The organism is Burkholderia sp. BE17 (assembly GCF_009362305.1).
GTDB classification, from domain to species: domain Bacteria; phylum Pseudomonadota; class Gammaproteobacteria; order Burkholderiales; family Burkholderiaceae; genus Burkholderia; species Burkholderia pyrrocinia_C.
Window position 1 is genome coordinate 76396 of the sequence record NZ_WHNU01000001.1, and the last position, 13214, is coordinate 89609.

Here is a 13214-nt window from a genome sequence, read left to right on the forward strand (position 1 = left end):
TTGCCCGCACATCGCGGTTGACCGAATCAGTAATTAGACGATACAATCTTTGGCTCGTCGGAGCGTAGCGCAGCCTGGTAGCGCATCTGATTTGGGATCAGAGGGTCGTAGGTTCGAATCCTATCGCTCCGACCAAGGAAATCAAGGGGTTACAAGTTTTTTGCTTGTAACCCCTTTTCTTTTTTGCTCCTCGTTACCGTTCTGTTACCGGAAAATGGATCGCACGATCTAAAGCGCTACGGACTTGCGTCGTACCTTATCGGACCTCGCACGTTTTACGCCCCGGTCAACGGCTGCCCGGTGTTCATCGCCGTCGCTAATCTATGTATGCATTGGGGCGTTTTGGCGCTAAGCGTCGCTCTGTGGCTCAAACGCCAAAGCGTGTGCGCACTTCCCATCCTCTCTGCGGCGGTCAACCTTAGTGGGAAGACACGGGCTCGCGTCCAGGTCCCCTCGCTAGGGGGCTTTGCGATGGTACGATGTGATCCGCAAAGGCGGCGACCAGACCGAATTCGGGGAAGGCTTGGCCGGATGGCGCGGCTTACATAAGGACAAAACGCAGCATGCCAGTCAGTCAGCAGGTGACGCACAGCCTGAGTATCAAGAAGCTCAAGGGAATTTCGTCGCTTGACGAGATTCGATTTGACGAAAAACCCCTCACGGCCATCTTGGGTCCGAACGGTTGCGGCAAGTCAACAATCTTGCACGCCTTGGCCTGCTGCTACAAGCCACCAGAGGGCGCGGATCAAGAGAACTGGCAATTCCGGGACTTCTTCACGCCCACAACGGATGCGACGTGGGCGGGAAGCTCCCTTGAAATGGTCCACTCCCACCGGGAGGGTGCCAATCAATTTCTCAACGTCAGAACTGAGTATCGCAAGAGCGCCGATCGTTGGGCTCCGCGTTATGCGAATCGTCCGGAGCGTCACTTGCGCTTCATCGGCATTAAGTCTTGCGTGCCGCGCATCGAAGAAGAGAGCTATACGTCTGCGATCAACTACCAGACAGAAGCTCACGCTGATGCTGGCCTGATCATGGCCAAGATGGGGACGGTCTTCAATCGCGCCTACAACGAGTTGAACATTCATCGGGCCCATATGGGGCGTCGATATCCAGGTCTTGCTCTGGACGGCACCCGGTACTCCGCACTCGCTATGGGCGCCGGTGAGCAGCGCGTGTTGGAAATTCTGTCGGCTGTATTCAACGCGCCTAAATACGGGCTCATCTTGATCGATGAAATCGACCTGTTGCTGCATACCGCCGCATTGACGCAGTTGATCGGCATCTTATTCCAGCGGGCACAGGAGAAATCGCTGCAGATCGTCTTCACCACCCACAGAGAAGCGATCCTTGAGCTGACGGATATGGTGAGCATTAAGCACATTCACACGGTCAAGACCGTGCCGCCGCCGACAGTGCCGCCCACGCCCGCGCAGACCAAGACCTACTGCTTCTCCAACACCAAGCCTGACGCGCTTCGGCGCCTGACCGGGCAACAGGATCGTCCCCTCGAGATTTTCGTCGAAGACGAGATGGCTCTCGCCATCGTCGAACACGAACTGTTCAGGCAGGGAATGAAGCGGGTTGCCAACATCACCCCCTACGGGGCAGCAACGAACTGCTTCACCTTGGCCGCCGGTCTTATCCTTTCCGGCGGACACGATGTGAACAGTCAGTTGTTCCTGCTCGATGGTGACCTGTACTTGACCCAGGAGCTTCAGCTCGAACGCGCCAACGCCGTACTGAGCGGCACGGAAGCACATGCGGTAGCACGCCGACAACGCTGCCTCCAAGGCATCAGAAAACTCTGCGCTCAAGCAGATGCCCCCCTTGCGCCAGAGGCCCAACTTCACAGAATGATCCGCAACTTGCCACAGCAGCAAGATGAGGGGGTGAACGAAATCATCGATCTCGCAGTGGGAATCGAGGCCGTCGACGACACTCACTCGTTCATCGAGCTCATCGTGCAGACGCTCAACGTGCACCGACCTGTAGGCTTGAGCACCATTGTCAACGTCGCGGCCCTGTCGCCGGTCTGGGACCTCTACGTTGCAGAACTGCGCGAGTGGCTCGTGGCTCGACGACCAGCGCTCATTGAAGACGTGAGAGCGGCGGCGCCAGCTGCAGCCTGACAACGTTCGGACGGGAAATAATGCAACTGCGGCGGCGTCGAGCGGCAGCTTTCGGGCGGTTCATTTCGTCCATGCTCACTTCCGGTCTTTTTTTGGGGGGGCTGACCAACCGCGAGAAGCAACGCGGAAATCAATCGTCCGGTTTCTTACCACCGGCCATTCGGTGTTTACAATGGTAAAAAAGTCCTTGTAAACCCATTGATTTCCTGGCATCCTGGCTACCACGTTTAATTACCGGGGTTGCCGATGGCCCGCACGTTCCTGTACGCCCGAGTCTCCACGGCGGAGCAAACTACCGAGAACCAATTGCTGGAAGCCCGCAACGCCGGGTTTGCGGTCCTGCCACGCCATACGATCGAGGAAACCGTCTCGGGCAGCGTCCCCGCTGCAGAACGCCCCGGATTTTCAAAGCTATTGGATCGACTGGATGAGGGGGACAAGCTTGTCGTCACCAAGCTGGACCGACTGGGTCGCAATACGACCGATGTGCTCATGACCATCGAGCGATTGGCAGCTCTCGGCATCTGCGTGCACTGTCTGGCGCTCAAGGGAGTCGATCTAACCAGTGCGTCGGGAAAGCTTCACATGACCGTGCTGGCGGCGGTGTCCCAGTTCGAGCGAGACCTGCTAATCGAGCGTACACACGCTGGACTCGCTCGCGCTAAAGCAGGCGGGAAGAAGCTCGGACGCAAAAACGCGCTCAGTGCGGCGCAAAAGGCGGAAATTCGGGGGAAGCTAGCGAAGGGGGCAACAGCGCGCGGACTGGCAAAGGAATATGCCGTCTCACACCCGACAATTCTGAAAGCTGCGCACCTCGACTAGCCTGTCAGCAGGCTTTGCCTCATCAGATCGACTCAAACTGGAGTTTGATTCGAAAACCCGGACCCAGTGACCACATCGAGCCGCATTGTCGATTTCGCGGACATGCCTCAAAATCTATGCTGACAGCGGTCGAGCTATTTTCGCGTCGTTATGCGTTATGAATAGTTTGTTTCGCGGATGCATATACAAGGAAAGGATCAGGATTATGACCGCGTTAGTGCGGCGCAACGGGCGGGGAACAAGAAGGCCTGTACTGGGGATAGTAGCAGCAGTCTCACGCACCGAGACTGGGACGTTGCGCGGCGCGACGAAGTGTGCCGACGTGAGTGAGCGTGTCGCCGCGATCGCTAGCCGCGAGAAGGTCAAAGCACGCGTGGTGGGATCATGACGCGACCGATGGCATATGATCGCGAGAACGCGCTAAATGCGATTTGTCCATATTTCACAATGTTTCCGCTCGAATACCCGCTCCGGGTATTGAAAAGCCACAGCCAGAACACGCCAGTTGTTATGGATCCATTCTGTGGCCGCGGTACCACGCTATTCGCTGCTCGCAAGCTCGGTTTGGTCTCCCGAGGTATCGACTCGTCGCCGGTCGCCATCGCAATTGCGCGATCCAAGTTAGCGACAGTCGACACTAACGCGGTGCTTGAACTAGCAGCATCCTACATAGAGCAGCATCGCCCGGTCGCAGTGCCTAACTCGGAATTCTTTCAGTACGCGTTCGCACCGACAGTGCTCCGGCAACTATGCGCCATTCGCGAGCAGTTGTTGATGGTGAGGCGTGATAGCGACGCTACCGCAGTGCTCCGCGCAGCCATGCTCGGCTGTTTGCACGGTCCTTTGAATAAGAACCGAGACCGTCTTTCTTATTTTTCCAATCAGATGCCGCGCACCTTTTCGGCCAAACCGGACTATTCGGTGCGGTATTGGCGCGATCATGGGCTGCGCCCACCTGAAGTTGATGTGCTAGCTGTCCTTCGGCGCAAAGTAGAACGCCTCTACAACGAACAACTTCCTCACATAGGTGGCATCGCAAACGCACGACATGGAGATTCTCGATTAGCCAAGTCGGTGCCAATGGCAAGCAGAGACTTTTCGGTCGTCGTAACTTCGCCTCCATATTACGGAATGCGCACATATGTCGAAGATCAGTGGCTGCGTAACTGGTTCTTAGGCGGAAGTGATCAGGTGGAGTATGGCAACGAGTTCCAGCTGGAACACGCTGGCACGGAAACATTTGCGAAATCGCTGGGCCGTGTCTGGAAGAACATGGCGCGGACCAATGCAGACGACCTGGACATGCATGTCCGTTTTGGAATCATCCCATCTGCGAAGGTAGATGCAAAGGCGCTACTACGGGCCTCATTGGAAGAATCACGTGTGACGTGGAGGGAGGTGTCGGTTCGTCCTGCAGACACTGCGTCGTCCGGAAAGCGTCAGGCAGACCACATGTCGGCGGCTTCATCGGCCGCGATCGAGTATGACTTTCATATAAAAAGGATGTAGGGGAATTTTCATGGCAACTGGGCCTGCCGCTGTCTCGCTGAAAGTATCAAAGAGCACGCTGTCGATGTTCCTGCGCACCAGGTGCGACAAAGAATTGTTCTTATCACTTCACGACAAAACAACGATGGCGGCGGCCGGATTGCCGCAACCTATCAAGCGACCGGGAATCGGCGTACTGGCCGTTCAAGGTAAAGAATTCGAAGTAGACCGCAACGATGCGCTGGTCCGGTTGTTCGGCAATGTGGTGCGACTCTCTAAGTCTGGCAGTACTTACCGTGATGTCGATCTACAAGCGGAACTCACACGACTCACAAACTCGCCGACCTTAATTTTGCAAGGTCGCTTTTCCGTTGCCGCCCACCAGGCAACCGTCCTGTCCAACGTAGGGCTTTCGCCAACTGATGCGGCCGTCGTGCCAGTGTTGGCGGACTTCATCCCGGACATCGTGTTCGTGCGTGCAGCGATCGATGGCGAGACAGAAGTGTGCCCAGACGGCACGCGCAAGGCCATAGATCACTCGACGGAGACAAGGCTCGCTCTGAGCATCTTCGACATCAAACACACCGCCGAGGCAAATCCGAGTTACTGCTCAGAGATTGCCATGTACGCGCTAATGCTGTCCAACTGGCTGGCAATGCATCCAGAACTTGCGCGTCGGTATTTTGTTAGCGCAAATGCATACCTCTGGACCCGCTATAAGCAAGGTGACAGCAGACTAGATCAACTTGAACAGGCCGGTGGTGCAACCATTGCACAATTGCTCGAAGCTTTGGTTTCGGATTCGGAGGATGCGCAACTGCGCTACTATCTAGCGGCGATACGCGGATTCTTCGACGACGTTGTCCGAGTCGTGAGAACTGCTAGCACCGCCCCCGGTGGTTGGCAGAATCTTGATTGGCACGTAGCTAACTCCTGTGGCAGCTGCGACTGGCTGGGCGACAAGCGCCACATGGGAAAGAACCAAGCAGATATTGTCGACGCCAATCCGACCCACTACTGCATGCCTTTGGCTGCCGCCACCGGTCACCTCTGCCTCGTTCCTGGTGTCACGCGCGGAGCGAAGAAGGTATTGCGCCTAAATACCGTACCCGATATGACCGCACTCGCTGGTGCGGTCGGACACCCGGCACTTCAGCAGCACACGATTCTCAAGCGAGAAGCCAAGACGCTTCCAGCACGTTCAACGGCCATCATGACAGGTGCGCTGTCCACGGATGCAAGTGCAGTCATCGCCTCGCTAGTGCCTAGCGCGAATTTACTGCTATACGCCAGTATCAACTTCGATTCTAGTTCCGGCTTGCTAACGGGACTGGCGCTATCGGGAACGGCTACGAGCTTTACGGCAGGCCAAGCTCCCCGCCGCTTTCAGGCGGTTCCTTTCGTGGTCGATCAAAAGACGCTGGACGCAGAATGGGTCGCCCTAGAGGCATTTCTCACGCAAATAGCCAATTGCGTCGACGTCGCGGAACACATGGTCACGGGTTCAGTAACTGCCCAAATTCATTTCTGGGAGCTGCGACAGTTTCAGGAGCTTTGCAACGCGATGGGACGCCACCTGCCACGCGTAATGGCACTGACAACACGCAAAGCTAAGGCGCTGGTCTGGGTCTTCCCGCCAGACGAAATGATTGCACGGCCTGATTCGTTAGAGGCTGCTACTGTGGTCGCGGTGGAGGAAATTGTTCGCCGGATGGTGTTTGCGCCGACCCGACACGTCATTACTCTTTTTGACACCGTTGAACATTATCGATTGGGGGCGTCGCCAGCTGTACATGACTCGTACTATCGCGAATATCTTAGCAATGGCATTCCTCGCGAACGCATCTACGAGATTTGGTCGAATAGCACACAAATCAAGCGAGGTAATGGCAATCTGGTGCCTCGAAACACTGTGATCTCGCAGTATTCAGACGCTCTCGCACGCCAGTCGCGCGCTTTAGAGGCAGTCTGCGAGAAGTTGCGCCAAGACTACCGAGGACAGTTTCGGGCGAAAGCGACACGTATTCCGACGTCGATTCCTCGCGGTGCGTCTAACGTTGCTTTTGACGGAAAACTGTGGTTGTGGTGGGACCAGTTAGAGTTCAATGCGTCTCAACTCGAAGCGCACATTCGCCTGTCGATGGATGGGGAACGACTTGAGGCCAGCTACGAGTCCGTCGTCCTCAAGAATGGCGCGCGCGCGGGAAACGACATCTACGACTTCGACGTTAGTGCAAATTCGGCAGAGGCAAAGTTCAAAGAGGATTCAATGCTCACGATCGGCAAACTCGGCCATCCGGGCATGCCTCTGCAGCACGCTGCGCGATTGCTGCGGCCAGGGAGCCCCGGGTATGGCGGTAACACCGATCTGCTGACTCGGCCGTTGTGGTCGGTGTTAGAGGCACGGCTGCTGAGTTTCGACCGAGTGCATCGGCGCGCACGGGTTCAACTGCGTGTAAAAAATGAACCGTTGTTCGTACCCTATCTGATTGCCAATGCATCGGTCCCGTTGTTGGACGATGTTTTTCTTGTGGAAGGCAAGAAGCCCAAACTTTTTAACTGGGCAGAGCACAGCGCCCCCATTTTGGAGGGGATAGGAACTCCTCGGATTGCAGTGCCGGACAACAATGCAGCCGTCGCGATGGGGATTTCACCGTCCGCTCGACGAGGAGGAAGTTCGCTGGAGACCCCGGCAGCGCGCGTGCTGTGGAATCCGGCTGCACTGGAGCAGAAGGTCATTACCGCGCCAGCGACCTCGCTCTCGCTGGCGGGCTATGTGCGCAGACTGGATGGCTTGAACGACTCCCAAGAACGCGCAGTCGCTCATTCCCTTGAACGAGGGCTCACGCTCATCTGGGGGCCTCCTGGCACAGGAAAAACCAAGACACTCGCTGCCATGCTTCATGCGATGGCAGTCCACGCTACCAGCCTGGGGCAGCCACTGCGGATACTCGTAACTGGTCCAACCTACAAAGCGGTAGAGGAAGTGATGCTGCGCTCGGCAAGGGCCGCAAGCAGCGATCCGGCGTCAGTAGCAGACTTTTATATGGGCTACTCACAAGGTCGAGCTATCGGCACAGTGCCCACTGGATTCGCGGGACACGTCAGCTATCAGACGATGGTATTCGACCGATCAGAACCAAATATGCAGAACTGCTTGCGCTCACTTTCCGGAGGCACGGGAGTCACCATTGTCGGCTGCCAAGTTCGTCAAGGTCGGCAATTTGCAAAGTACATGGCGGGCAGTTCGTTGCATCCGGTGTTTGACGTCGTTGTCATAGATGAAAGCTCGCAGGTCTCAGTGCCGCATTCCTTGTCTGCGCTTTCAGGGCTGCAAGACGACTCGCGCCTGATTATTGCGGGCGATCATCTGCAAATGCCGCCAATTGCTTCAATTGAAGCACCGGCAGATGCCGCCTACCTCGTCGGCAGCATCCAGACGTATTTAACCAGGCGAACGTTCAGTGCACCGGTGTTGCCTTGCGTGCTCGAACGCAATTACAGATCGGCAGAGGATATCGTTGCCTTTGCGCGACGCATCGGCTACCCGGCCTCCCTGACGTCGGAGTATGGCGCTACACGCCTACATTACTTGCAGCCGCTTCCGGCCCAAGCTGCCTATCCCGCTCATCTACCCTGGTGCACGGCCTTCAACGAATTACTGAGACCGGAGGCGGTAGTCGCAACGCTCCTGCACGAGGACGAATTGTCGTCTCAGGGAAACGCGTTCGAGTCAAAAGTGGTTGCCGGCATGGTGTGGATGCTAAGACAGTCGATCAGCGCGGAGTTGGACGGCCGTGCGACGGGTATGCCTGCTCATCGAGCACCTACGCCTCAAGAGTTCTGGTCCAATTGCATCGGCATTGTGACACCGCACCGTGCGCAACGAGCACTGGTTATCCGAGAACTCGAATTTCTCTATCCTGGCGAGAGTGATCAGATCGCCGACGCGGTAGACACTGTCGAACGGTTCCAAGGAGGGGAGCGCCATACGATTATCGTTACCTTTGGGGTGGCGGACGTCGACGTGATCGGCGGAGAAGAGGCGTTTCTTATGCAGTTGGAACGGACCAATGTTGCTGTCTCGCGCGCGATGGCCAAATGCATCGTGGTTATGCCAGACGCCTTGGCCTCGCACATTCCTGAAGACAAACGAGCACTTGAGACCGCGCACGCGCTAAAAGACTACGTCGACGAATTCTGCAACCGTCGTGTCGATACGATGGTCGTGGGACCAAGCGAATCCCGCTGGGCACAAGTGCGCTGGCATAGCTAAAGCAAGCTAAACGATGCACGAGACATCGCGCCGCGTCTGCTTCGAGTGCGAGCATGGCGAATGAGCCCGAGAGAGACTGCTCTCTCGGGCAGCGAGTTAGTTTTCGCGACGCACTCTCCGGCGAAATCCTTAAGGAGTTCGATCTGCAATGAAGATCAAATCCGCTCGCATCAAGAACTTCCGCACGTTGAAAGACGTGACGATCCCCTTCGATTCCGTTACGACATTCATCGGGCCGAATGGCGCAGGTAAGTCAACAGTGCTTCGTGCGCTTGACTGGTACTTTAACGGCAAACCAGGCTCACTGACAGAAAAAGACTGCTCCTTTGGGGCAGCTGACGAAGAGATCGAGGTTCAGGTCACATTCACCGACCTCACTGAAAAGGATCGGAACGAGCTTGGCAAGTACGCTCCGGCAGGCGTCACGACGTTCACCGCGTGGAAGCGCAGAGGCCCAGACGGGACCGAAACCCTATCTGCGAACTCAAAGAGCTACCCGCCATTTAACGCCATCCGCAGTAGAGGAACGGCCGCCGAAAAGAGAGCTGCTTACAATGATCTGCGGAACTCTGATGCATCGCTTGGTCTCCCGGCCTGGAGTAATGCCGACGCTGCCAACCAAGCTATGACGACTTGGGAGGCTGATCACACAGACCGACTCGTCGAAGCGCCTGAGCCACTGCAGACCAACTTCTTCGGCTTCAACAGCGGTGGAAAGATGAGTGGACTTTTCGACTTCGTCTTGGTCACTGCCGATCTCCGGGCGAGCGAGGAGTCGATTGACGGGAAGTCAAGCATCATCGGTCGAATCCTTGAGCGTTCAGTCGATCGTACCGCTGCCGATGCGGAGATCGCGAAGATCGTAGAGGAGTCGCGCGCAAAGCAGCAGAATGTCTACGAGGAGAAGTTCAAGGCACAGCTCGACGCCATGACGACGCAGCTCAACGAGGTCGTCACGTCTTACTCGCCTGGTCGAGCTGTCACGGTTTCCCCGGTAGAGGTGGAAATTAAGGCTCCTCGGACCACATTCGCGGTGGCAGTTCTCGATGGCACTACCGAGACCGCTGTGGAACGACAGGGACATGGCTTTCAGCGCACGCTTCTGATCTCTGCGCTCCAACTCTTAGCGCAATCAGGCGCTGCGTCGGCTGAGGGAGTCATCTGTCTAGCGATTGAGGAACCGGAACTCTATCAACACCCGATTCAGGCCCAGACGTTCGGGAAGGTGCTCCGGGCACTCTCCGAAGACACCAGTAAGCGCATCCAAGTAACATATGCGACTCATAGCCCTTACTTCCTTGAGGCAAGACATTTCGACCAGGTCAGGCGGCTGACGAGATCGTCTGATGAGACTCCGGTGGTCACTGTTCACCTCGCTACGGTTGCCGACGTAAAGACAAAGCTGAACGGGATATTGAACGCCGATACAGTCGACCGCCAACTCGACGGCATAGTGGCGAATCAGCTTGCCGTCGCGCTCTTCGCGCATCGCGCTTTCCTCGTGGAAGGCACGACAGAGTCATCGGTTTTCTACGGTATTGGCGACAAGAGCTCTCTCGGCTCGCTTGAGGCCGCCGGCGTGTCCATCGTCCCCGTAGGAGGCAAGACATCCATCCCACTTGCACACGCGATCCTGACGTCGATCGGCATCCCGGTTTATGCGCTCTTTGATGCGGATGGTGGGTTCGAGGCGCGTGCGAAGGCCAATGGGAAGACACAAGAAAAGATCGATGCGGAGCGGAAAGCTCATGTAGCAGCTAATCGCATGGCATTGAAGTACTTCGGGCGACGTGAAGAGGACTTTCCATCTGCCCTCGTTGCCGACGACGTAGCCATCTTCGAGGATCACCTTGAAGCGTTCCTGTCGAAAGACTGGACCGAATGGATCACGTCCTGCAACAACGTCGAGGCCGCTGCAGGGATCAGTCTCGCGAAGAATCAACTCGCGTACCGAACGGCAACACTTAAGGCCGAGGGAGCGGTGCCAGAGATGCTTATGGAAATCTTGGCCAAGGCGGAGGGAAAGTAGTCTGTTTCGGCAGTAGATGCCCCCTCGATCTCAAAGTGCCGCGGAACAATACTGCAAGTGCAGCTCGGAGCGGTCACCTTATGCCTTGTCATAACTGTCGTGTCCGCTGAAGGAGATACGCATGCCCGGAATTGCTCTAGACACTGTTGCTGTATTTCAGCAGAGGGTTGCAACTTTTAGTCCCTCATACATTGCAGACTGGGATGTCTGGCTGGCTACCGCTGCGCAAGCACGTCCGGCACGGCTCGGGAAAATCCTCAGAAAGTGGCAGGCGTGCCGCCCAAATACGATGCGGCGAGATTCGGCAGCGGAAATGCACGAGGCACCGTACCTCGATGATCTTCTTGCACTCGCTGCGCCCCATGTTGCAGTGTTGTCCACGTTCGATCTTGCCGATCCTTCCGTACTCGAAAATCCGTCGACCATCACTGCACTGGGTAGCCTTTGGAGCGTGTTTGAGCAACTTTCCTATCAGGGACGAGCCCGCGGAGGTATTGCGGGGTCTGTCGGAATTTCGAAGGCGGTGATGCTTGTCACAGATGGCAGGGTTGGTCCGGCCTTTGACAATGAGGTTAGAACTGCGTTGGGACTTGGCAAAATCGGTAACCCATCGGAGTGGCACAGTGCCTTACGTATCGCGTCTCACGATATCCAAGCGTTTCACCGTGCTACCGGCGTAGCATTTGCAGCGGCGAAGCCACGCGGTTTCGAGACTCTCGAAAATGGCAGGGTCTATGACATGGCACTTGGGCCGCGCTGAGGCATAACAAAATGGCTCTGCGCAAAGCTTGGTAGGCTGCTAATGCCCCCTATCCAGCCTCGTCCAGCCAGTAACGAGCACTCCGAAAGGTATAGCCAGGATTTCGACAACCGAGAGATGAACTTCGGAGTTCTGAGAACCTGAAACACCTAATTTGCTTAAAATTTGAGCAAATTCGGGCACTTTTCAATAAATTTTGCTCCTGGGGAGCTGATTCAAACGGTGTGGCAAACATTACATTTCTTTCAATTTGGTGGGCTCGCGGCACAGAGCCGCCGCCGACACCCCGACCAGCCCCACCCCTTAGGGCAATGTACGCGGGCCGCTGGTGGGGCGATATACGGGTCGGATGAGGGATTTTGACTTGGAGGACAGGACACGCACACCGTAGTCGACCGAAATCCTGATTTGATGCCGCCCTTTTATTGATTCCGAGCAAATCGTGCTACATTTGTCTCCAGATCGGCGACGCCCCGCAATGTATTTGCTTATTTTTTGAGCAAATTGTCGATTTGTGACGCCAATCTTCGTGTGCCGAGGTGATTTTCTCCTCAACCTGTTCAAGGTCCACTGAAGTATTCGCCCGACCCCGTCTGTAGCACCTTCGCTTCCCTGACACGCACTCGCAACATCCTCGCGTTTCAGCTCTTCGATCCTCTTTGAGCCTGACACCGGACAGCCGTTCGAGGATAACGCTCGCCTTAATAATTTAGGATACCTTAGTTATGACAAACAAATACACCAGAGTACTCTTCGCGCTCGGCAGCACCTACGCAACACCGGGAGCACTCGACCTGATGCAACGCGCTGGAATACAGCCCGCGCAGTTGTTCATGCGGCATCGGTGCGGCGACTGGGGTGAACTTGATGCCGATGACTGCGCGGCAAACGCCCGATCCGTTACAAATGGAATGCGAATACTTAGCGCCTACAGCATCGGACCAAACAACGAGCGCATCTGGCTCATCACGGATGCCGACCGGGCCGCGACAACTGCGCTCCTCCCGAGCGAGTATTGAACGTGAGTTATGTCATACAGCGGTTTCACCCGCTCGTGCGTCCCGGGCTGCATCTCGGCGCTGCCCACTCAGAGATCGCCGTCCATAGCCAACAAAGTCGAATAGATTCAGCGTGCGTGATCCATTGCTTGCTAATGGTGTTGCAGATCGCTGGAGTTATCGACGATCCGTCGAGGATCGCGACTCGACGGCGACGCATCGAAGCGATGCTGTGGCGCAAGACAACCGAGGTCTTCCTGAAAGGCATGATGTTTTCCGAACTGGCGACATTCATTGCCGATCTGGATTGCGAGTTGCACACCAAGCTGCTCGAACGCGGTTCACATCGGGATACGGTCGCATTCGTTGAGCGCGAACTGACACGGAAGCGGCTTGTAATCTGTAGCTGGCGCGAAGTTGGGACGCTGCACAACCATGCAGTGCTCGCGATCGGCGCATCTGGCATCGAGCGCAACCATCGGTTCAAGCCGAGCGCGTTGCTGCTTCTCGATCCAGCGGAAGGGCCGCCGACAACAATGGGGACCTGCAACGCTCAGCTCGATTATGCGAGCTGGGAATCGGGCGAACAGCGCCGATATGCGAGATATACAACGGCCAACGAGACACTATCGGTCGTGCTTAATGGTGCGATCTCAATTGAGGCTGGCGAGCCAAAGAAACCGCCGTAGTTTGGCCTGAGGCCGGACCG

At 56.3% G+C, this 13214-nt stretch carries 8 protein-coding genes and 1 tRNA gene; all 9 read left to right on the plus strand.

The window, feature by feature from the left end:
* Positions 1-58: 58 nt before the first annotated feature.
* The 9 genes from GD429_RS00345 (at position 59) to GD429_RS00385 (ending at position 13194) form a co-directional block, all read left to right on the plus strand.
* Positions 59-135, plus strand: a tRNA-Pro gene (locus GD429_RS00345).
* Between the two features lie 428 nt (positions 136-563).
* Positions 564-2132: an AAA family ATPase gene (locus tag GD429_RS00350; protein ID WP_152855196.1), complete on the plus strand. Its 1569-nt coding sequence runs from the start codon at positions 564-566 to the stop codon at positions 2130-2132.
* A gap of 246 nt (positions 2133-2378) precedes the next feature.
* Positions 2379-2954, plus strand: coding sequence for a recombinase family protein (locus GD429_RS00355; protein ID WP_152855197.1), 576 nt, complete (start codon positions 2379-2381; stop codon positions 2952-2954).
* 384 nt (positions 2955-3338) lie between these two features.
* A complete protein-coding gene (locus GD429_RS00360; RefSeq protein ID WP_152855198.1) occupies positions 3339-4463 on the plus strand; it encodes a DNA methyltransferase in 1125 nt (374 codons plus the stop codon).
* A 10-nt stretch (positions 4464-4473) separates the two neighbouring features.
* Positions 4474-8718 carry an AAA domain-containing protein gene (locus GD429_RS00365; RefSeq protein WP_152855199.1) on the plus strand — a complete coding sequence of 1415 codons (4245 nt, stop codon included), beginning with the start codon at positions 4474-4476 and terminating at the stop codon, positions 8716-8718.
* A gap of 148 nt (positions 8719-8866) precedes the next feature.
* Entirely contained in the window at positions 8867-10747 is a 1881-nt protein-coding gene (locus GD429_RS00370; RefSeq protein ID WP_152855200.1) for an ATP-dependent nuclease, read from the plus strand.
* A 121-nt stretch (positions 10748-10868) separates the two neighbouring features.
* A complete protein-coding gene (locus tag GD429_RS00375) occupies positions 10869-11507 on the plus strand; it encodes a hypothetical protein (RefSeq protein WP_152855201.1) in 639 nt (212 codons plus the stop codon).
* A 725-nt stretch (positions 11508-12232) separates the two neighbouring features.
* The gene (locus GD429_RS00380) at positions 12233-12526 is read left to right on the plus strand and encodes a hypothetical protein (protein WP_152855202.1); all 294 of its coding nucleotides are present in this window, start codon (positions 12233-12235) and stop codon (positions 12524-12526) included.
* A complete protein-coding gene (locus GD429_RS00385) occupies positions 12523-13194 on the plus strand; it encodes a hypothetical protein (protein WP_152855203.1) in 672 nt (223 codons plus the stop codon). Before GD429_RS00380 ends, GD429_RS00385 begins: the two co-directional genes overlap by 4 nt.
* Positions 13195-13214 lie beyond the last annotated feature (20 nt).